Here is a 20675-nt window from a genome sequence, read left to right on the forward strand (position 1 = left end):
CTCGCGGCGGCGGCTCATGGCGGACCGGCAAATCTCTCAGGTCGGCCGTGCGCGGCCGGATGACAGAGCGGGGAGCCCCTGACCGTTCCGGCACGCGCCGGACGACCCCTGGAGCACCCCGTGACCGACCTCGACCAGCGCCCCGCGGCGCCCGTGACGCACTCCCCGGCCGCCGCCGAGTTCGCGGACCGGCACATCGGCCCGCGCGGGGACGAGACGGCCCGCATGCTCGCGGCCGTCGGGTACGACTCCCTCGACGCGCTCGTCGACGCCGCCGTGCCCGCGTCTATCCGCACCGACCGCCCCCTCGACCTGCCCGCGGCCCGGTCCGAGGAGCAGGTGCTCGCCGACCTGCGCGCGCTCGCCGGCCGCAACCGGGTCATGCGGCAGATGATCGGCCAGGGGTACTCCGGCACCGTCACGCCCGCCGTGATCCGCCGCAACGTGCTCGAGTCGCCCGCCTGGTACACGGCCTACACGCCGTACCAGCCGGAGATCTCGCAGGGCCGGCTCGAGGCGCTGCTCAACTTCCAGACCGTCGTCTCCGACCTCACGGGCCTGGACGTGGCGAACGCGTCGCTGCTCGACGAGGCCACCGCCGTCGCCGAGGCCGTCGCGCTCATGTGGCGCGCATCCCGGGCCACCACCGGCACCGTCGTGCTCGACAGCGAGCTGTACGCGCAGTCGCTGGCCGTGACGCTCGGCCGGGCGCAGGCCGTGGGCCTGCCGGTCGTCGTCGCGGACCTGTCCGCCGGGCTGCCCGAGGTCGAGGGGCCCCTCGTCGGGGTCGTCGTGCAGCAGGTCGGCGCGTCCGGCGTGCTGCGCGACCTGCGCCCGGTCGTCGCCGCCGCCAAGGAGCGCGGTGCGCTCGTCACCGTCGCCGCGGACCTGCTGGCCCTCACGCTGGCGACGACGCCCGGCGAGCTCGGCGCCGACGTCGCCGTCGGCTCCGCGCAGCGGTTCGGCGTCCCGCTGTTCGGCGGCGGCCCGCACGCCGCGTTCATGGCCGTCCGCACCGGCCTGGAGCGCACCCTGCCCGGGCGGCTCGTCGGGGTGTCCGTCGACGCCGACGGAGCGCCCGCGTACCGGCTCGCGCTGCAGACCCGCGAGCAGCACATCCGCCGCGAGAAGGCCACCAGCAACATCTGCACCGCGCAGGCGCTGCTCGCGATCGTCGCGTCGATGTACGCCGTCTACCACGGACCCGACGGGCTGCGGCAGATCGCCCGCCGCGTGCACGGTCACGCCGCCGGCCTCGCCGACCTGCTGCGCGACGCCGGCGTCGACGTCGTCCACGCCGACTTCTTCGACACCGTCCGCACGCACGTGCCGGGCCGCGCGGCCGCCGTCGTCGCGGCCGCCGCCGCGCGCGGCGTCAACCTCTGGGCCCCCGACGCCGATCACGTCCAGGTCGCGTGCGACGAGACGACCACGGGCCAGGACCTGCTCGACGTCCTCCTCGCGTTCGCCGAGGCGGGCACCACGACGCTGCCCGACGACGACGGCCGCTTCGACCTCGGCTTCGTCGAGCCCCGCCCGGCCGACCTGCCCACGGACCTCTCCCGGACCAGCGGGTACCTCACCCACCCGGTGTTCCACCTGCACCGCTCCGAGACCGCGATGCTGCGCTACCTGCGCCGGCTGTCCGACAAGGACCTCGCGCTGGACCGCACGATGATCCCGCTCGGGTCCTGCACCATGAAGCTCAACGCGACCGTCGAGATGGAGCCCATCTCCTGGCCCGAGCTCGCGAGCATCCACCCCTACGCGCCCGCCGACCAGACGCAGGGCTACGCCGAGCTCGTCGAGGACCTGCAGGCCTGGCTCGCGGAGATCACCGGCTACGCCGCCGTGTCCGTGCAGCCCAACGCCGGGTCGCAGGGCGAGCTCGCCGGGCTGCTGGCCATCCACGCGTACCACCGGGCCAACCGCGCGCCGGGTGCGCCCGACCGCGACATCTGCCTCATCCCCGCCTCCGCCCACGGCACCAACGCGGCCTCGGCCGCGCTCGCGGGCCTCAAGGTCGTCGTCGTCGCGACGGCCCCGGACGGCGAGGTCGACCTGGCGGACCTGCACGCCAAGCTGGAGCAGCACGGCCCGCGGGTCGCGGCGATCATGATCACGTACCCGTCCACGCACGGTGTCTACGAGGAGCACGTGCGCGAGGTCTGCGACGCCGTGCACGCCGCGGGCGGCCAGGTGTACATCGACGGCGCCAACCTCAACGCGCTCGTCGGGCTCGCGCGCCCCGGCGAGATGGGCGGCGACGTGTCGCACCTCAACCTGCACAAGACGTTCTGCATCCCGCACGGCGGCGGCGGCCCGGGCGTCGGCCCGGTCGCGGTGGCCGCGCACCTCGCGCCCTACCTGCCGGGCGACCCGACGCCGGGGGCCGCGGCGGACGGCCCGGTCGCGCCCGTGTCGGCGGCGCCCTGGGGGTCGGCCGGCATCCTGCCGATCTCGTGGGCGTACGTCGCGCTCATGGGCCCGGACGGGCTGAAGCAGGCCACGGAGACGGCCGTGCTCGCCGCGAACTACCTGGCCACGCGCCTGGCGCCGCACTTCCCCGTGCTCTACACGGGCCCGAACGGCCTGGTCGCGCACGAGTGCATCCTCGACCTGCGCCCGATCACCAAGGAGACGGGCGTGACGGCCGAGGACGTGGCCAAGCGCCTCATGGACCTCGGGTTCCACGCGCCGACGCTGTCGTTCCCGGTGGCGGGCACGCTCATGGTCGAGCCGACGGAGTCGGAGGACCTGGCCGAGCTCGACCGGTTCGTCGAGGCGATGGTCGCGATCCGCGGCGAGATCGACGCGGTCGCGGACGGCACCTGGCCGCTGGCGGACTCGCCGCTGCGGAACGCCCCGCACACGGCCGCGTCGGTGGCCTCCGACGCCTGGGACCACGCCTACGGCCGCGAGCGGGCCGCCTTCCCGCTGCCCTCGCTGCGCGCCGGCAAGTACTGGCCGCCGGTCCGCCGGATCGACGGCGCGCGCGGCGACCGCAACCTCGTCTGCTCGTGCCCGCCCGTCGAGGCGTTCGCGGACGCCGACCTGTGACCGGCAACGCCGACCAGCCCACGACGACGACCGGAGACCCGATGACGCAGGACGCCCCGACCCCCGACCTGCTGTCCCCGCTGCACGACGAGCACGTGGCGCTCGACGCCGCGCTGACGTCGTTCGCCGGGTGGCAGATGCCGCTGCGGTACACGTCGGACATCGCCGAGCACACGGCGGTCCGCACGGCCGCCGGGCTGTTCGACCTGTCGCACATGGGCGAGATCGGCGTCGACGGCCCGGACGCGGGCGCGTTCCTCGACCGGGCGCTCGTCGGCAACCTCGCGGGCCTGCGGGTGCACGGTGCGCGCTACACGATGATCGTCGCCCCCGACGGCGGCGTGATCGACGACCTGGTGGTCTACCGCACCGGTGAGAGCGCGTACCTCGTCGTCGCGAACGCCTCGAACCACACGGTGGTGCTCGCCGAGCTGCGCGAGCGCGCCGCCGCGACGGGCCTGGACGTGCAGGTCGACGACCGCTCCGCCGCCACGGCGCTGATCGCGGTGCAGGGCCCGCGCGCGCTGGAGATCGCGCTCGCGCTGCCCGGCCTCGCGCCCGACCCGGCCGGCCCGGAGGGCGTCACGCTGGAGACGCTGAAGTACTACGCGTGCCTGCCCGTGCGCCTGGACGGCGAGCCGGCGCTCGTCGCCCGCACCGGGTACACGGGCGAGGACGGGTTCGAGTTCTTCCTCGCCGCCGACCGCGCCCCGGCCCTGTGGCGGGCGCTCCTCGAGCTCGGCGCCCCCCTCGGCCTGGTGCCCGCAGGGCTGTCCGCGCGCGACAGCCTGCGGCTCGAGGCGGGCATGCCGCTGTACGGCAACGAGCTGGACCGCACCACGACCCCGCACGACGCCGGCCTCGGCCGCGTGGTGCGGCTGGACAAGGTCGACGCGTCCGGCGAGCCCGTGCCGTTCGTCGGCCGCGACGCGCTCGCCGCCCGCGCCACGTCGGCCCCGGCCCGCGTGCTCGTGGGGCTGCAGGGTCTGGGCCGGCGCGCCGCGCGGCACGGGTACGCGGTGCTGGCCTCGACCGCGCCCGACGCACCCGCGGTCGGCACGGTCACGTCGGGGGCCCCGTCGCCGACGCTCGGCCACCCGGTCGCGATGGCGTACGTGACGCCCGAGGTGTCCGCGGAGGGCACCGAGCTGGCCGTCGACGTGCGCGGCCGGCGTGAACCCGTGCGCGTCGTGCCGATGCCCTTCTACCGTCGTCCTCGATGACGGACGCGCAGCACCGACGCAGCACCGCCCGACGCAGTCCTTCCCGACCCCGCCCCGCCCGACCCCAGGAGCACCGATGACCGCCGAGCTGCCCGCCCAGCTGCAGTACACCGTCGAGCACGAGTGGGTCGACCAGGCCTCGCCCGTGACCGTCGGCATCACGTCGGTCGCCGCGGACGCCCTGGGCGACATCGTCTACGTCGAGCTGCCCGCCGTCGGGGACACCGTCACCGCGGGCGCCGTGATCGGCGAGATCGAGTCGACCAAGTCCGTCTCCGAGCTCTACTCGCCGGTGACGGGCACCGTCGTCGAGGTCAACGACGCCGCCGTCGCGGACCCCTCGACGGTCAACGCCGACCCGTACGGCGCCGGCTGGCTGCTGCGCGTCGAGGTCGAGTCCACGGGGCCGCTGCTGTCGGCCGAGGAGTACGCCGCGCTGAACCCCTGACCAGCGGCCGTCCACCCGGCCCCCGGCCCCGCTCCCGCCACCCGCGGGAGCGGGGCCGTCGTGCTTGTGGCGCGGGTGGTTCTCGGGGTGAAATGAGAGGTCGATGAGAGCCGCGTCTCGCTTACCACATGAAGTTGGGCGGTAGCACCCTCCAGGCCTTGCTCCGATCGGGTGAACTACTGAACGCTTGGGGCGGCGGCATGTATCACCCGGCCGATCAGGAAGTCATCGTGGTGGCAGCGACATCGGCACCACGGGGGGGAACCGTCGGTGAAGAAAAGTCTCCGAACCCGCGTCATGGACGCGAGGGAGGCCGCTCTCATCCGGTACGCAGCCCCTGCGGGGTCGGACAGTCCGGCTCAGCCGCGCACACCGGAGGACATCATGACCATGCTGGAGACGAGCACCACCGCCACCGAGTCGCTCACCCGCCGTGAGCGCGTGGTCCTGGCCGAGCTGGCCGAGGACGTCACGCTGGAGGAGATCGCCACGCGACTCTTCGTCACCCGCAACACCGTCAAGTCGCAGGTCCGCAGCGTCTACCGCAAGATCGGCGTCTCCACCCGCACCGACGCCGTCGCGTGGGCCCGCGCCCACGGCATCCGCTGACGCGCCGCCCGGACCACGCACGACCGCACGTCCTGCACCGCTGCACGACCTGCACTGCACGCACGTCCTGCACCGCTGCACGACCTGCACGTCGGCACCGCTGCACCGTCTGCACCGCAACGCCCGTCGGGCGGCCGCGTCCCTCCGCGCGGCTGCCCGGGCCGACCGTCGTCGTCGACGTCGGCACCCCGGCGGTCCCCTGACCGCCCGGACGACGCCCGTCGTCCGTCGGGACGGGTGACCCGGCCCGCACGCCCGGGTGTCGTCGACGACACCCCGGCGTCACGCAGGGCTGGCACACTCGCCCCATGAACGATGTCCTCGTCGTCGCCGCCGCGCTGGTCGACGACCTCGACGACCCCCGTCTCCTGCTCGCCGCACGCCGGGCCACGCCCGCGAGCCTGGCCGGCCGGTGGGAGTTCCCGGGGGGCAAGGTCGAGCCCGGCGAGACGCCGGAGCTCGCGCTGCACCGCGAGATCCGCGAGGAGCTCGGCGTCCGCGTGGGGCTGGGCGTGGAGCTGCTCGGCCCTGACGCCGGGGCGTGGCGCCTGGCCGAGGGGTACGTCATGCGGGTGTGGTTCGCCGAGGTCCTCGACGGCGTGCCCGAGCCGCTCGTCGAGCACGACGAGCTGCGCTGGCTGCCCGACGGCCAGTGGCTCGACGTGCCGTGGCTCGACGCCGACGTGCCGATCGTCGAGGCGCTGGAGCGCTTCGTCGCGGCCTTCCCGTCGCGCACCGGCCCGTCCTGAGGCCTCCGACGAGCCCCGTTCGCCGTCGGCGAACCGGGGCCCGCGACCTGTTGGCACTCGGCACCTCCGAGTGCTAATCCTTGACGTGTAGCCACCCGGCGGCAGGCGCGCCGGGCGCATCCGGGTCCGCGGGCGGTCCGCGGCCCCACGTCGAGGAGGTGAGGGGTGTGGCTACTCGATTCGACCCGTTCCAGGAGATGGACCGAGTCCTCGGGCAGATGCTCGCCGCCGACCGCGCGTCGGCCGGGATGCCGATGGACCTGTACCGGGACGGCGACCACTACGTCCTGCACGTCGACCTGCCGGGCGCCGACCCGGGCACGATCGACGTCGCCGTCGAGGACCGCACGCTGACGATCCGCGCCAACCGGTCCGGGCGCACGGAGCACGACGTGCAGTGGCTCGCCAAGGAGCGCCCCGCCGGCACGTACGCCCGCCAGCTCACGGTCGGCCGCGGCCTCGCGCTCGACCGCATCAGCGCGACCTACGCCGACGGCGTGCTCACGCTCACGATCCCCGTGGCCGAGGAGGCCAAGCCGCGTCGCATCGAGGTGCAGCACGGCTCCGCCGCGACCTCGATCGAGGCGGCCCCGGCCGGTACCGCCGGCTGACGCACCGACCCCGACGCCCGGGCACCCCACGCTGGTGCCCGGGCGTCGCCGTGCCGGGGCGTCGTCGTGCTCGGCCCGGTCGCCGTGCTCAGCCCAGCGTGCCGACCAGCCGGTCGAGCCCCTCGGCGAGGACGTCCGACGACGTGGCCAGGTTCATCCGCACGAAGCCCGCGCCCTGCGTCCCGAAGGTCGGGCCCGAGTTCACGGCCAGATCGCCCTCCTGCAGCAGCACCCGCGCCGGGTCGACGTCGGGCGGCACGCACCCGCGCAGGTCCAGCCACGCGAAGTACGTCGACGCGGGCGGGGTCCACCGGGCCGCCGGCAGCCGCTCGGCGAGCGTACGGCCGACCGTCGCGACGTTGGCGCGGATCTGCTCCAGGGCGGCGTCCAGCCAGGCGCCGCCCTCGCGGTACGCGGCCACGTGCGCGACGACCCCGATCTGGCTGACCCCGTGCCCGACGATCTCCGGCATGCGTGCCAGGTCCGCCCCGGCCTCGGCGCCCGGTACGGCCACGGCCGCCTTGAGGCCCGCGAGGTTGAACGCCTTCGACGCCGAGTGCAGCGCGATCGCGTGCGGGATCGCGGTGGTCGCCGACACGAACGGCTCGTCGCCGAGCACCAGCGGGGCGTGGATCTCGTCGGACACGATCCGCACGTGGTGCCGCGCGGCCAGCTCGCCGAGCGCCGACAGCTCCGCCGCCGAGTGCAGCGTCCCCGTCGGGTTCTGCGGGTGGCACAGCAGCATCGCCCGGGCGTCGACGAACGCCGCGTCGAGCGCGTCGAGGTCGAGGCGGCCCGCCTCCGTGAGCGGGACGGCCACCACGTGCAGGCCCGCGTGCTCGAGGAACGCGCGGAACGGCGGGTACACCGGCGTCGTGATGACCACCGCGTCGCCCGGGTGGGTCAGCACGCCGAGCACCTCGACGATCCCGATCATCACGTCCGGCACCATCCGCGTGCGCGCCACGGGCACGTCCCAGCCGTGCCGCTCGAGCGCGAACTCCGCGAAGGCCTCCGCGTACCGGGTGCCGTGGTCGTAGCCGGTGTCGCCCGCGGCCATCGCGTCGTGCACGGCACGCACCACCGGCTCGGGCGCGCTGACGTCCATCTCCGCGACGAACATCGGCAGCACGTCGGGGGCGTACGTGCGCCACTTCAGGGACTGCCGTGCGCGCAGCTGCGCCAGCGGCACGTCGAACGGGGTCACCATCTGCCCGACGCTACCGGCGCCGGGGGCCGCGCGGGCAGGGTCGGGGCGCCGCGGGCGCACATCACCCGGTCGGCAGCCACCCGGACGCCCGCCACCCGCCGCCGACACCTCGACGGAGACGACGCGGGGCCCCGACCGCGCCGGTCGGGGCCCCGCGTCCGGGCCGGTCAGAGGGTCGCGCGGACCGTCCTCGTCGCCTGCACCAGGTGCTCCAGGGAGGGCGTGACCTCCTCGTAGCGGCGGGTCTTCAGGCCGCAGTCCGGGTTCACCCAGAGCTGTCCGACGTCGATGCTGCGCACCGCCGACGCCAGCAGGTCCGTGACCTCGCCCTCGCTCGGCACGCGCGGGGAGTGGATGTCGTACACGCCCGGGCCGATGCCCCGCGGGTACCCCGCGGCGGAGATGTCGCCGAGGATCTCCATCTTCGAGCGCGCCGCCTCGATGCTCGTCACGTCGGCGTCCAGGCCCTCGATCGCGTCGATGATCTCGCCGAACTCCGAGTAGCACAGGTGCGTGTGGATCTGCGTGTCGTCGCGCACGCCCGCCGTCGAGAGGCGGAACGAGCGCACCGACCAGTCGAGGTACGCGGCCTGGTCGGCCTCGCGCAGCGGCAGCAGCTCGCGCAGCGCCGGCTCGTCGACCTGCACGATCGCGATGCCGGCGGCCTCGAGGTCCGCGATCTCGTCCCGCAGCGCCAGCGCCACCTGGTTCGCCGTGTCGCCCAGCGGCTGGTCGTCGCGCACGAACGACCACGCCAGGATCGTCACCGGGCCCGTGAGCATGCCCTTCATCGGCTTGTCCGTCAGCGACTGCGCGTACTGCGCCCACGCCACCGTGATCGGCGCCGGCCGCGAGACGTCGCCCCACAGGATCGACGGGCGCGTGCACCGCGAGCCGTACGACTGCACCCAGCCGTTCTGCGTCACCGAGAACCCGTCGAGGTTCTCCGCGAAGTACTGCACCATGTCGTTGCGCTCGGGCTCGCCGTGCACCAGCACGTCCAGGCCGATGCCCTCCTGCAGCTCGACGACGCGGCGGATCTCCGCCTTCATCTCGTCCTCGTACTGCTCCGCCGTGAGATCGCCCGTGCCGAACGCCGCGCGGGCCTTGCGGATCTGCGACGTCTGCGGGAACGAGCCGATGGTCGTCGTCGGCAGCGGCGGCAGCGCCAGCCGGGCGGCCTGCGCCTCGCGGCGGGCCTCGAACGTGCCGCGGCTGAACTGCGCCTCCGTCAGGGCGGCCACGCGCTCGCGGACCTCGGGGCGGACGACGCCGGGCGCTGCCGCACGGGTGCGCAGGGCGTCGGCGGCGGCGAGCAGCTGCTCGTGCACGGCCTCGCGGCCCTCGGTCAGGCCCTCGGCGAGCGTCGCGACCTCGACGACCTTCTGGTCGGCGAACGCGAGCCACGACGCCAGGGTCGGGTCGAGGGCGGGCTCGTCGGCGACGTCGTGCGGCACGTGGAACAGCGACGTGGACGTGCCCACGGTGACGGCGGCCGCGCCAAGGCCCTCGAGCTGCTCGAGCACCGCGAGCTTCGCGTCGAGGTCGGCGCGCCACACGTTGTGGCCGTCGACGACGCCCGCGACCAGGGTCTTGGTCGACAGGCCGTCGGGTGCCGTCGTCGGGGCGGCACCGCGCACGACGTCGATCGCGACGCCCTCGACGTCGGTCGCCGCGACCACGGGCCACGCCGCGCCGAGGTCGCCGTACGGCGCCGCGAGCAGGATCGCGGGCCGCTGCGGGCGGGCCAGCTCGGTGGCGAGCACGCGGTAGGCGTGCCTGACGGCCTCGTGCAGCCGCTGCGCGGGCACGCCCGTGGAGTCGGAGACGAGCGCCGGCTCGTCGAGCTGCACCCACGTCGCCCCGGCGGCCGCGAGCTCGGTGAGCAGACGCACGTACACCGGCAGGACGTCGTCGAGGCGGTCGAGCGGGGAGAAGCCCTCGGGGGCGTCCGCGGTCGGCTTCGACAGCGCGAGGAACGTCACCGGGCCCACGACGACGGGCCGGGTCAGCACGCCCTCGGCGAGCCCCTCGGCGAGCTCGGCGACCGGGCGGTCGCTGGCGTAGCGGAACGTCGTGCCCGGGCCGATCTCCGGCACCAGGTAGTGGTAGTTCGAGTCGAACCACTTGGTCATCTCGAGCGGCAGGTCGTCCCCGCGGCCGCGCGCGACCGTGGAGTAGCCCGCCAGGTCGAGGCGGCCGTCGGCGTCCTGCAGGTCCGCGAAGCGCTCCGGCACGGCGCCGAGCAGCACCGCGGTGTCGAGCACGTGGTCGTAGAACGAGAACGCCGACGGGATCGCGGGGGCGTCCGTCGCCAGGCCCAGCCCGGCCAGGCGCGTGCGGGTGCGGCGGCGCAGGTCGGCCGCGACCTGCTCGACGTCGTCGGCAGTGCTGCGGCCGGCCCAGAACGCCTCGATGGCCTTCTTCAGCTCGCGGCGGGGGCCGATGCGGGGGTAGCCCAGCACGGAGCCGGCCGGGAACGCCGGGGTGGGCGTCGGGGTGGTGTCGCTCATGGCGTGGTTCCTCGTGGTGCGTCTGGTCGGATGGGGCGGGTGCTGCGCGCCGGGCGTGCGGGCCCGGCGGACGGGTCCGCGACGGCGGGCCCGCTGGTCGGTCGGGTCAGGGCTGCTCGGCGCCGCGGCCGCGCAGGTCGGCGCCGTCGAGCAGGTCGAGCGCAGCGCCGTGCTGGTTGAACGTGTACACGTGGACGCCGGGCGCCCCGCCGTCGAGCACGCCGTTGACCAGGTCGATGCTGGCGCGGATGCCGCGGCGGTGCCGCTCGGCCGGGTCGTCCGTGCCGTCCAGCAGGGCCAGCAGGTCCCGGGGCACGGGCACGCCCGTGAGCTCCTGCACGCGCAGCAGCCGCGCGGGGTCGGTGGTCGGCAGGATGCCGGGGACGACGGGGATCGTCACGCCCGCCTCCCGGGCCTCCGCGACGAGGCCGAGGTACGCGTCCGCCTCGTAGAACACCTGCGTGATCGCGAAGTCGGCACCCGCCTCCTGCTTGCGCAGCAGGGCCTCCACGTCCTGGGCGCGGGTGCCGCCGGTGGCCGCGTTGCCGCGCGGGAACGCGGCGACGGCCACGGAGAGCGGCCGGACGCGGGCGCGCACCGCCTGCGACGGGCTGCCCGCGCAGCGGCGGTGCTCGATCTCGCGCAGCAGCTCGACCAGCTCGGCCGCGGTCTGCAGGCCGTCCGGGTGCGGCTGCCAGTCGGCCTGGCCCGCGGGCGGGTCGCCGCGCAGGGCCAGGAACGAGCGCACCCCCTCGTCGAGGAACTCCTCGACGATCGCGGTGACCTCCTCGCGGGAGGTCCCCACGCAGGTCAGGTGCGCGATCGGGGTGAGCGCGCTCTCGTGAAGCAGGCGGCGCACGAGGCCGCGCGTGGTGGCCCGCGTGTGCCCCGAGGCGCCGTAGGTCACCGAGACGAAGTCGGGCTCTGCGGCCTCGAGCTCGCGCACCGTCGACCACAGCCGCGGGGCGGCGTCGGGGTTGCGGGGCGGGAACAGCTCGAACGAGACCGTGGGCCGGTCGAGGGCGCCGAACCGGCCGCCGCGCGTGCGTCCGGCCGGGGCGGCGTCGACGGGCGGGGCACCCGGGTTGCCGGCGAGGGGCTCGACCCCGACCACGGCGGTCATCGACGCACCGCGCAGCACGGGGCCGGCAGGTGCGTGGGGTCGTGAGGGCAAGGTCGACGCATGTCCGCTCCATCGGTCCTGGCGGAAGCACCCACACCCTCAGGCGATGAGGGGGGTTGCTGCGGCGTCGTCGAGCCAGGTCTCTCGGCCGCTCTGGATGGTTGCTGCGATCGTAGCCCGTGACCGACAGGTGGACAACGGGTTCCGACGGGTGAGATGTCGACGTTCGCTCAGCGGTCGCGGAAGGTGCACGCCGGCGGGTGCTCGGGCGTGCTTCCGGGCGGTGCGGGCAGGTGGCGGCGGGTCAGCCGCGGCGACGGCGGCGCATCGACGGCTTCGTCTCGCGCGAGCCGCGCTGGTGGGGGATGCCGAACCAGGTCGCGCGCGTCACGGCAGGCGAACCCGCGGGGACGCCGGCAAGACCGTCGCGGACGGCGGCGAGGACCTTCGGGTCCGTGTCCTCCGTGCACTGCCAGGCGTCCTGCGCAGCACGCACGGCGTCGCGTGCGTCTCGCTCGGGGTGCTCGGCCACAGGAGGCACCCTATCCGCCCGCGACCGGTGAGCCGAGGGCTCTGAGCAGGACCTTCACCCCCCACGTGCAAGATCACCCGGGCAGACCCGAGCGAACCGGACAAGTGACCAGGTGGTCGTCGACCAGCCCGCACGCCTGCATGGCCGCGTAGGCGGTCGTCGGCCCGACGAACCGGAACCCCAGGCGCTTGAGCTCGCGCGCCAGAGCGGTCGACGCCGGGGTGCGCCCTGGCACCTGCTCCGGGTCGGTCGGCGGGGGCCCCGGCGGCGGTGCGAAGGACCACAGCACCTCGTCGAGCGTGCGGCCCTGCGCGTGCAGAGCCAGCAGCGCCCGGGCGTTGGCGATCGTCGCCTCGATCTTGGCGCGGTTGCGCACGATCGACGCGTCCGCCATCAGGCGGGCCACGTCGTCGTCGTCGAACCGCGCGACCACCCGCGGGTCGAACCCGGCGAAGGCCTCCCGGAACGCCGGCCGCTTGCGCAGGATCGTGATCCACGCGAGCCCCGACTGGAACGACTCCAGCGCCACCCGCTCGAACAGCGCGTGCTCGTCGTGCACCGGCACGCCCCACTCGGTGTCGTGGTAGGCGGCATAGAGCGGGTCCCCGTCGCCGAAGCAGCGGCCGGCGACGAGAGGCAGGGCGTCGGTCATGCCCCGAGTCTGGTGCGGGCGTCCGACAACGTGCGTGCCGGGCGTGCGGTCCGTGCGCGGGGCCGCCCGACGCAGGGCTGGGGACGGCTCACGACGGGCCGTGCGCGACGTGGCGGACGGCCGCGGCCAGCCGGGCGACCGCACCCTCGACGCGCGCGTCCGCCAGGGCGCCGTAGCCCAGCACCAGCGTCCCGCGCGACGCGGCCCCGCCCGGTGCGTCGTACCTGGCCCCGGGCGCCACCGTGACGTCGAGTCGCGCGGCGGCGGCCGCGACGTCCTCGCCGTCCACGCCGTCGGGCAGGTGCAGCAGCACGTGCAGGCCCGCGTCGAGGCCGTCGACCGTGCACCCCGGCAGGTGGCGGCGCAGCGCGTCGACGAGGGCCCGGCGGCGCCGGGCGTAGCGCACCCGGCCCGCGCGCAGGTGCCGCGCGTACGCGCCGCCGGCCAGCAGCTCCGCCACCACCAGCTGCGTCAGTGTCGACGGGTCCGTGCCGTCCGCGGCGTCGAACGCGTCCCGCCACCGCGGCGGCACGACCGCCCACCCGAGACCGACCGCCGGCGACAGCGTCTTGCTCAGCGACCCCAGCAGCAGCACCCGCTCGGGCGCGAGGCCCTGCAGCGCGGCCACCGGGCGGCGGTCGTAGCGGTGCTCGGCGTCGTAGTCGTCCTCCACCACCAGCCCGTCGACCTCGCGGGCCCACCGCACCAGCGCGTCCCGGCGCTCCGGCGCGAGCGCCGCACCCGTGGGGAAGTGGTGCGCGGGCGTCACCAGCACCGCGCGTGCGCCCGTGCGCGCCGCGCGCAGCCGTGCCTGCGCCACCTCGAGACCGCCCGCGTCGACGCGCACCGGCACCGGTGCCAGGCCCGCCGAGGCCGCCACCTCCGGCAGCCGCGGCCACCCCGGGTCCTCGACCAGCACCGACCGGTGCCCGGCGGCCAGCAGCGCGCATGCGACGCGGCGCATGCCCTCGGCCGCACCGCTGGTGACCCGGACGTCGTCGGCGACCACCGCGCGGGCCGCGAGCAGGTGAGCCAGCAGCGCCGCACGCGCGCGCGGGTGCCCGCCGGGCACCGGACCGGCGAGGTCGGCGTCCGACGCGGCGTCCAGCGCCGTCCGCGTGGCGCGCACCCAGTCGGCGCGCGGCACGTGCCGCAGGTCCGGCACGCCCGGTGCCAGGTCGAACGCGCGTCGCGACGGCAGAGGAGCAGGGACCTGCCGCGCACCCCCACCCGTGCCGCCCGTGTCGGCGGGTCGGGCCGCGACCCGGGTCGCCGAGCCGGTCCGCGCCTCGAGCACCCCCTCGGCCACGAGATGCCCGTACGCCTGCGTCACCACCCAGCGCGAGACGCCGAGCATCGCGGCCAGCGCACGGCTCGGCGGCAGGGCCGCACCGGGTGCTGCGCGGCCGTCGCGCACCGCACGCCGCAGCGCCGTCTCCAGGCGCACATGCGCGGGGCCGTCGCCGCCCAGGTCCAGCAGCACGTCCCACGCCGGTGGCAGATCGGTCCGGTCAGGAGCCATCAGATCGGACGGTACTCCCGGACCGCTGCGCGCCTAGCGTCGCCAGGGACGGCACCCCGCACCAGGGTGGCGAGGGCCGTCCCCACCCCTGGAAGGAGACCCATGCGCCACCGCACGCTGAGCGACGGCCGCACCACGGTCGACGTGTCGACCCTGTGCCTCGGCACCATGTGGTTCGGCACCCGCACCGACGAGGCCACGGCCCACGCGATCCTCGACCGCTTCGTCGAGGCCGGCGGGACGTTCCTCGACACCGCCAACAACTACAACGCCTGGGGCGAGGGGTACGGGCGCGACAGCGAGGACGTGCTCGGCCGCTGGCTCGCCGACCGCGGCACCCGCGGGCAGGTGCGCCTCGCCACCAAGCTGGGCGCCGCCCCGAAGGACCCCGCGCTGCCGCTCTCGGGCACCCCGCCGACCAACTTCCAAGGTCTGTCCGCGCAGGTCGTCGCCGCCGAGGCCCGGCTCAGCCTCCAGCACCTCGGCGTCGACCGGATCGACGTCCTCTACGGCCACGTCGACGACCGCGAGACCCCGCTCGCCGAGACCGTCGGGGCGTTCGGGGCCCTCCAGGATGAGGGCCTCGTCGGCCTCAGCGGCATCTCCAACGTCGCGACCTGGCGCCTCGTCGAGGCCCGTGAGCAGGCCGCCCGCCTCGGCGTCGCACCCTATGCGGTCGTCCAGCAGCGGATGAGCTACCTGCACCCGCGCCCCGAGGTCGGCCGTGACGACGTCGCGACCCCCGACCTGCTCGACTACACGGCCTCCACCGGAGTCGACGGCCGCCCGCCGCTGGCCGTCACCGCCTACTCCCCGCTCCTCCAGGGTGCGCTGGTGCGCCCCGACAAGCCGCTGCCGGGCGGCTACGACCACCCGGGCTCGCGCGCCCGTCTCGCCGTGCTGCAGGACGTGGCCGCCGACCTGGGGGCGACGCCGCACCAGGTCGCGCTCGCCTGGTTGCTCGGCGGGGAGGTCCCCGTGCTGCCCGTCGTCGGCGCGAGCAGCGTCGAGCAGCTCGACGAGCTGCTCGGGGCGGCCGACCTCGACCTCGAGCCCGAGGTGCGTGCCCGGCTCGACGCCGCCTGACCGGTCACTCCCCGGGCACGACGACGGCGCGGTGCCGCAGGAGGGGTGCGCCCCGCCCGCGGCACCGCGCCGTCGGATCGTCTCAGCGGTGCGTCACTTCACCAGGCGCAGCGTGGCCGGGTAGCGGTACGCCCGACCCTCCTTCGCGGCGAGCCCGGCGATGATCGCGAAGACCGTCCCGGCGATCCACACGAGGAAGCCCAGCGGGAGGCCGAAGAGGGCGAGGATCGCCGTCACGATGTAAAGGCCGAACAGCGTGAGCTGGAAGTTCAGGGCCTCCAGCGCCTGGTCCTCGAGCAGCGTCCGGCGTCCGCGCACGGAAAGCCACACGACGAGGCCGGGGATGAAGTTGAACAGGATGCCGCCGAGGTGCACGAGCATCGCGTTCTGGCCGTCCTGCGCGGCACCGGCCGGCGCGGGCACCGGGGCGGGGTTGACGGGCTCGGGAGCGGCGGGGGGCTGGGGGGTGGTCATGACGACTCCGTGTCGTTCGGGCGGTCGCCGCCGCCGGGGCGGTGCGGTCGTCCGCGAGGGGGGAGCGGCGGACAACCGTCCAGCACGCCGTCCGCAACGTACCGATTCGTCCCCCCGCGCCGGACCTGCCGACTCCCACAACGCCGGGGCCCGCCCGTTGTGGGTGCACGCTTCACCCGCTCGGTCGCCACCCGGACGCCCGCTCACCCCTGCGTGCGTGCGTCGCGACGTCGTCGCAGGTCAACGGGTCGCGTCGGTGCCAGCACCGGTCACGGCACCGACGACGGACCCCGACAACCCCTCGGCCCGGGCTGCGCCCCGGGCCCGGGCGGTCAGCCGATCGCCGCCAGCGCCTTGCGGATCCGCGTCGGCGACACCGGCACCGGCGTGCCGATCTGCTGCGCGAACAGGCTCACCCGCAGCTCCTCGACCAGCCACCGCACGTCCTCCAGCGCCGCCGCCCGCACCGGGTCCGCCGGCCCCGCGGCCAGGCGTGCGCGGACCGTCGCGACCTGGTCCTCCACGTCCTGCACCTGCCACGCCAGGTCGGCGTCGCGGCGCGGGTTCTCCGCCGCCTTGACCAGCCGGTGCCGGGCCGCGCGCAGGTAGCGCGCGACGTGCGGCAGCCGGTCCGCCCCGACCTCGGCCACGAACCCGTCGTGCACCAGGCGCCCCACCTGCGCCCGCACGTCCTGCGCGGTCGCCAGCAGCGCCACGCTCGACGTGCCGCGCACCTCCGCCTCGACCTCGCGCCACGCCGTCAGCACCGTCACGACGTCGCCGACCGTGCGGTGCACGTCGTCCTCCAGCGCGTCCCGCACGGCCTCCCGCACCGCCGCATAGCCCGCCGCGTCGCGGACCGCGCTCGCGGGCCGGCCGGCCAGGGCGCGTCGCAGCAGCCGGTCGACGGACGCGAGCTGCACGTCCGCCACGAGGGCCTGGGTGGACGGCGCCGGCGACGCGGCCAGCGTCAGCGCCTGCTGCCCCGTCCACCGGGTGGTCACGCGGGCCGTCGGCAGGCCGACGTCGAGCAGCAGGAGCCGGCGCAGGCCCCGGTGCGCGGCGTCCTGGGCCACCGCGGCGTCGGCCAGCACCCGCAGCGCGACGCCCGGCGCACCGCCCACGCGCTCCTCGACGAGCGTCGGGTACGCCCGCACCACGCCGCCCGCCGCGGACGCGGCCTCGACGAGCTCGGGCAGCGGGCCCGGCAGGTCGGGCCACGTGGTCAGGCCGGTCCGCTCCAGGTCGACGCCGGGGCTGCGCGGGGCGGGGCCCGGCCGTGCGGCCCGCCCGCCGCCCGCAGCGCCGGCACCGCGCCCGTCGTCGGCACGCCGGCCGCCTGCCACGCCGTCTGTCGTACCGCCGGGGACGGCCGAGGTGCCGCCCGCGGTCATCGCCTCCTCCATCGCCGCCCGCACCGCGGTGCGCACGGCCGACGCGACCGCGTCCTGCGCCCGTGCCGCGTGCCGGCGCTGCAGCGCCAGGAGGTCCTTGCCCTCGTCGAGCACGCCGCCCGAGCGCCCGCCCTGCTCGCCGATCACCCGGAACGTCACGCGCAGGTGCGGGGGCAGCCGGTCGAGGTCGACGGCGTCCGGCGGCACCTCGACGTCCCGCAGCGCGCGCACCGCCTGGGCGAACACCTCCACGAACGACGGCGCCGCGTCGGCCGCGCGCACCGTGTCCTCCCAGGACGCGGCGTGCTCGGTCATCCACGCGTCGACCGCGCGGGCGACGTCCGGTGCGGGGACGAGCTGCACGCGCACCGGCTTGGGCAGCGCGCGGATCGTCGCGGTGAGCAGCTCGGCGCGCAGACCCGGGACCATCCAGTCGAAGCCCTCGGGCCGCACCCGCGGCAGCTGCGCGAGCGGCACGTGCACCGTGACGCCGTCGGCCTCCGTCCCGGGCTCGAACTGGTACGTCAGCGGGAACGCCAGGTCGCCCTGCGGCCACCGCGACGGGAACGCGCTCTCGTCGATCGCGTGCGCGTCGTCGCCCACGAGCAGCTCGCGCGTGAACGTCAGCAGGTCCGGGGTCGTGCGCCGCGCGTCCTTCCACCACCGGTCGAAGTGCCGCGCGGAGACGACGTCGGCCGGCACCCGCTCGTCGTAGAAGTCGAAGAGCACGTCGTCGTCGACCACGAGGTCGCGACGCCGGGCCCGCGCCTCCAGGCCCTCCGCCTCGGCGAGCAGGCGCCGGTTCTCGTGGAAGAACTGGTGGTGCGTCGTCCACTCGCCCTGCACCAGGGCGTGCCGCACGAACAGCTCGCGCGCCTGCTCGGGGTCCACCGTGGCCAGCAGCGTCCGGCGGTCGACGACGACCGGCACCCCGAACAGCAGCACCTTCTCGGTCACCATGGCCGCGCCCTGCCGCGTCGACCACGCCGGCTCCGAGTAGGTCCGCCTCACCAGGTGCGCGGCGGCCTCCTCGACCCACGCCGGGTCGACCCGCGCGACGTCCCGAGCCCACAGCCGTGACGTCTCGACGAGCTCGGCCGCCATCACCCACGACGGGGGACGACGCGCCAGCCCGGACCCGGGGAAGATCGCGAACCGTGCCCCGCGCGCACCGAGGTACTCGTTGCGGGCCCGCGCGTCGGGCTTGCGCGGCTTGCCGTCGCGGCCCTTCGGCGGGTTGCCCGCCGCCACGTCCGTGACCATCTGCATGCCGACCTGCGAGAGCAGGCCGGGGAGCATCGCGCGGTGGATCGCGTCACCGTCCCACGTCCACCGGGTCTGCACGGCCGCCGGACCGTCGACCGTGGCGGCGTCCTGGGTGGGCGCGCCCGTGGGGGTGTGCCGGCCGCCGTCGCGCCGCCCGTCCCGTCCGTGGCCCGCGGCGGCCGGGACCGCGTCGGACGCGGGCGTGGGCGCGCCCTTGGCGTCGATGTCGAGGTCCTTGGCCATCTGCCGCAGCTGCGCGACGACGTCCTGCCACTCCCGCACCCGCAGGAAGTGCAGGTGCTCGGACCGGCACATGCGGCGGAACGCCGAGCCGGACAGCTCGCGCTGCTGCTCGCGCAGGTACGTCCACAGGTTGAGGTACGACAGCAGGTCCGACGACGGGTCGGCGAACCGCCGGTGCAGGGCGTCGGCCGTCTCGCGCTGCTCGGCGGGGCGCTCGCGCGGGTCCTGGATGGACAGCGCCGCCGCGACGACGAGCACCTCGCGCGCGACGCCGCGCCGCCCGGCCTCGACGACCATGCGCGCCAGCCGCGGGTCGATGGGCAGCCGGGCGAGCGTGCGGCCGGTGTCGGTGAGCCGGGTGCGACCGCCGCGCACCTCGAGGGCGCCGAGCTCGGTGAGCAGCGCCACGCCGTCACGCACGGACCGCACGTCCGGCGGGTCGACGAACGGGAACTCCACGACCTCGTCGGGGGACGCGACCACACCCACCGCGATCATCTGCAGGATCACCGACGCGAGCGACGTGCGCAGGATCTCCGGCTCGGTGTACTCGGGGCGGCCCGCGAAGTCCTCCTCGGAGTACAGGCGGATCGCGACGCCGGGCGCGACACGCCCCGACCGGCCCGAACGCTGGTTCGCCGACGCCTGCGACACCGGCTCGATCGGCAGCCGCTGCACCTTCGTCGCCTTGGAGTACCGCGAGATGCGCGCCGTCCCCGGGTCGACCACGTACCGCACGCCCGGCACGGTCAGCGACGTCTCGGCGACGTTCGTCGCGAGGATCACGCGGCGCGTCGTGTGCGCCTCGAACACCCGGCGCTGCTCCGCGGCCGACAGGCGCGCGTACAGCGGCACGACGTCCACGGCGGCCGGGTGCCGCGGGTCGGTCACGCGCGGGCCGAGCGAGCCGCGCAGCGCGTCCTCGGCGTCGCGGATCTCGCGCTCCCCGGACAGGAACACCAGCACGTCGCCGGGCCCCTCGGCCATGAGCTCGTCGACGGCCTCGGTGATGCCGGTGACCATGTCGCGGTCCGGGCCGTCGTCGGGGCTCAGCGGCTGGTAGCGGATCTCGACGGGGTAGGTGCGGCCGCTGACCTCGACGACGGGCGCGGGCACGCCGTCCGGGTGCTCCTGCGTGGCCGGCCCGGCGAAGTGCCGGGCGAACCGGTCGGAGTCGATCGTCGCCGACGTGATGACGAGCTTGAGGTCCGGGCGCTGCGGCAGCAGCCGCGTCAGGTACCCCAGGACGAAGTCGATGTTGAGGCTGCGCTCGTGCGCCTCGTCGATGATGAGCGTGTCGTACATCCGCAGCATCGGGTCGCGCTGGATCTGCGCCAGCAGGATGCCGTCGGTCATCACCTTGACGAGCGTCGAGTCGGACGACTCGTCGGTGAACCGCACCTGGTAGCCGACGACCCCGCCGAGGGGGACGCCCAGCTCGTCGGCGATGCGCTCGGCCACCGAGCGGGCCGCGATCCGTCGGGGCTGCGTGTGGCCGATCTGGCCGGCCCGCCCGCGGCCCAGCTCCAGCGCGATCTTCGGGATCTGCGTCGTCTTGCCCGACCCCGTCTCACCGGCGACGACGACGACCTGGTGGTCGCGCAGCGCGTCGGCGATCTCCTGGCGGCGGGTCGAGACGGGGAGCTGCTCGGGGTAGGTGATCTCCGGCAGGACCACCGCGGCACGGGCCTCGGCGGCACGCGCGAGGCGGGCGTCGTCGCGGTGCGTGCCCTGGCCCCGCGCCCGGTCGCGCCCGCCACGTCGCCCGGCGCGACGGCGAGCCCCGCCGCGGGCGCCCTGCGGGGCGGCGGTCTCGGGGGCGGGGTCGGGCGTGGTCACGACCGCCCATCCTCGCAGCACCGGCCGCCGGTGCTCATCTCGATTCCTGAGCGCGGCGCTCGTGGCGCCCAGCGTCGGCCTGCTCGCCGCCTGTGCCCACCGCCCGTTCCCGCCCGTCACC

General features: G+C 75.6%; 15 protein-coding genes and 1 riboswitch. Of the genes, 7 read left to right on the forward strand and 8 right to left on the reverse strand.

The window, feature by feature from the left end; genetic code table 11:
- The first annotated feature begins 120 nt into the window (after positions 1 to 120).
- The 6 genes from gcvP (at position 121) to BKA21_RS11515 (ending at position 6700) form a co-directional block, all read left to right on the forward strand.
- Positions 121 to 3060 carry an aminomethyl-transferring glycine dehydrogenase gene (gene gcvP, locus BKA21_RS11490; RefSeq protein WP_140459255.1) on the forward strand — a complete coding sequence of 980 codons (2940 nt, stop codon included), beginning with the start codon at positions 121 to 123 and terminating at the stop codon, positions 3058 to 3060.
- Positions 3061 to 3101: 41 nt separating this feature from the next.
- Positions 3102 to 4283: a glycine cleavage system aminomethyltransferase GcvT gene (gene gcvT, locus BKA21_RS11495; RefSeq protein WP_140459659.1), complete on the forward strand. Its 1182-nt coding sequence runs from the start codon at positions 3102 to 3104 to the stop codon at positions 4281 to 4283.
- A gap of 76 nt (positions 4284 to 4359) precedes the next feature.
- Positions 4360 to 4731 (forward strand): glycine cleavage system protein GcvH, encoded by a 372-nt coding sequence (gene gcvH, locus BKA21_RS11500; RefSeq protein WP_140459256.1) that lies wholly within the window; start codon positions 4360 to 4362, stop codon positions 4729 to 4731.
- 384 nt (positions 4732 to 5115) lie between these two features.
- On the forward strand, positions 5116 to 5340 hold the full coding sequence (locus BKA21_RS11505) for a LuxR C-terminal-related transcriptional regulator (protein ID WP_140459257.1): 225 nt from the start codon (positions 5116 to 5118) through the stop codon (positions 5338 to 5340).
- Between the two features lie 308 nt (positions 5341 to 5648).
- Complete coding sequence (locus BKA21_RS11510; protein ID WP_140459258.1) at positions 5649 to 6089, forward strand: (deoxy)nucleoside triphosphate pyrophosphohydrolase; 441 nt, start codon at positions 5649 to 5651, stop codon at positions 6087 to 6089.
- Positions 6090 to 6256: 167 nt separating this feature from the next.
- The gene (locus tag BKA21_RS11515; RefSeq protein WP_140459259.1) at positions 6257 to 6700 is read left to right on the forward strand and encodes an Hsp20/alpha crystallin family protein; all 444 of its coding nucleotides are present in this window, start codon (positions 6257 to 6259) and stop codon (positions 6698 to 6700) included.
- A gap of 88 nt (positions 6701 to 6788) precedes the next feature.
- Here the strand turns inward: BKA21_RS11515 and BKA21_RS11520 are convergent, their stop codons facing one another.
- The 6 genes from BKA21_RS11520 to BKA21_RS11545 all read right to left on the reverse strand — a co-directional run bounded on the left by BKA21_RS11520 (position 6789) and on the right by BKA21_RS11545 (position 14252).
- Positions 6789 to 7910: a MalY/PatB family protein gene (locus BKA21_RS11520; protein WP_140459260.1), complete on the reverse strand. Its 1122-nt coding sequence runs from the start codon at positions 7908 to 7910 to the stop codon at positions 6789 to 6791.
- Between the two features lie 167 nt (positions 7911 to 8077).
- Positions 8078 to 10423: a 5-methyltetrahydropteroyltriglutamate--homocysteine S-methyltransferase gene (metE, locus tag BKA21_RS11525; RefSeq protein WP_140459261.1), complete on the reverse strand. Its 2346-nt coding sequence runs from the start codon at positions 10421 to 10423 to the stop codon at positions 8078 to 8080.
- Between the two features lie 106 nt (positions 10424 to 10529).
- On the reverse strand, positions 10530 to 11546 hold the full coding sequence (locus BKA21_RS11530) for a methylenetetrahydrofolate reductase (protein WP_140459262.1): 1017 nt from the start codon (positions 11544 to 11546) through the stop codon (positions 10530 to 10532).
- A gap of 66 nt (positions 11547 to 11612) precedes the next feature.
- Positions 11613 to 11710, reverse strand: a riboswitch (SAM riboswitch).
- A 140-nt stretch (positions 11711 to 11850) separates the two neighbouring features.
- A complete protein-coding gene (locus tag BKA21_RS11535) occupies positions 11851 to 12078 on the reverse strand; it encodes a hypothetical protein (protein WP_170209020.1) in 228 nt (75 codons plus the stop codon).
- Positions 12079 to 12151: 73 nt separating this feature from the next.
- Entirely contained in the window at positions 12152 to 12730 is a 579-nt protein-coding gene (locus BKA21_RS11540) for a DNA-3-methyladenine glycosylase I (protein ID WP_140459264.1), read from the reverse strand.
- 88 nt (positions 12731 to 12818) lie between these two features.
- On the reverse strand, positions 12819 to 14252 hold the full coding sequence (locus BKA21_RS11545) for an aminotransferase-like domain-containing protein (RefSeq protein ID WP_140459265.1): 1434 nt from the start codon (positions 14250 to 14252) through the stop codon (positions 12819 to 12821).
- A 102-nt stretch (positions 14253 to 14354) separates the two neighbouring features.
- Here BKA21_RS11545 and BKA21_RS11550 point away from each other — a divergent pair, with 102 nt between their 5' ends.
- A complete protein-coding gene (locus BKA21_RS11550; protein ID WP_140459266.1) occupies positions 14355 to 15338 on the forward strand; it encodes an aldo/keto reductase in 984 nt (327 codons plus the stop codon).
- A gap of 93 nt (positions 15339 to 15431) precedes the next feature.
- Here the strand turns inward: BKA21_RS11550 and BKA21_RS11555 are convergent, their stop codons facing one another.
- Together BKA21_RS11555 and hrpA are read right to left on the reverse strand one after the other, a co-directional pair.
- Positions 15432 to 15812, reverse strand: coding sequence for a DUF4870 domain-containing protein (locus BKA21_RS11555; protein ID WP_140459267.1), 381 nt, complete (start codon positions 15810 to 15812; stop codon positions 15432 to 15434).
- 332 nt (positions 15813 to 16144) lie between these two features.
- The gene (gene hrpA, locus BKA21_RS11560; RefSeq protein ID WP_140459268.1) at positions 16145 to 20554 is read right to left on the reverse strand and encodes an ATP-dependent RNA helicase HrpA; all 4410 of its coding nucleotides are present in this window, start codon (positions 20552 to 20554) and stop codon (positions 16145 to 16147) included.
- Positions 20555 to 20675 lie beyond the last annotated feature (121 nt).

Source organism: Cellulomonas oligotrophica, assembly GCF_013409875.1.
GTDB classification, from domain to species: domain Bacteria; phylum Actinomycetota; class Actinomycetes; order Actinomycetales; family Cellulomonadaceae; genus Cellulomonas; species Cellulomonas oligotrophica.

Coding starts and splice junctions, on each gene's coding strand:
- gcvT (WP_140459659.1), top strand. CDS start 3,102: ATGACGCAGGACGCCCCGACCCCCGACCTGCTGTCCCCGCTGCACGAC.
- gcvH (WP_140459256.1), top strand. CDS start 4,360: ATGACCGCCGAGCTGCCCGCCCAGCTGCAGTACACCGTCGAGCACGAG.
- BKA21_RS11505 (WP_140459257.1), top strand. CDS start 5,116: ATGACCATGCTGGAGACGAGCACCACCGCCACCGAGTCGCTCACCCGC.
- BKA21_RS11510 (WP_140459258.1), top strand. CDS start 5,649: ATGAACGATGTCCTCGTCGTCGCCGCCGCGCTGGTCGACGACCTCGAC.
- BKA21_RS11520 (WP_140459260.1), bottom strand. CDS start 7,910: ATGGTGACCCCGTTCGACGTGCCGCTGGCGCAGCTGCGCGCACGGCAG.
- metE (WP_140459261.1), bottom strand. CDS start 10,423: ATGAGCGACACCACCCCGACGCCCACCCCGGCGTTCCCGGCCGGCTCC.
- BKA21_RS11530 (WP_140459262.1), bottom strand. CDS start 11,546: ATGACCGCCGTGGTCGGGGTCGAGCCCCTCGCCGGCAACCCGGGTGCC.
- BKA21_RS11540 (WP_140459264.1), bottom strand. CDS start 12,730: ATGACCGACGCCCTGCCTCTCGTCGCCGGCCGCTGCTTCGGCGACGGG.
- BKA21_RS11545 (WP_140459265.1), bottom strand. CDS start 14,252: ATGGCTCCTGACCGGACCGATCTGCCACCGGCGTGGGACGTGCTGCTG.
- BKA21_RS11550 (WP_140459266.1), top strand. CDS start 14,355: ATGCGCCACCGCACGCTGAGCGACGGCCGCACCACGGTCGACGTGTCG.
- BKA21_RS11555 (WP_140459267.1), bottom strand. CDS start 15,812: ATGACCACCCCCCAGCCCCCCGCCGCTCCCGAGCCCGTCAACCCCGCC.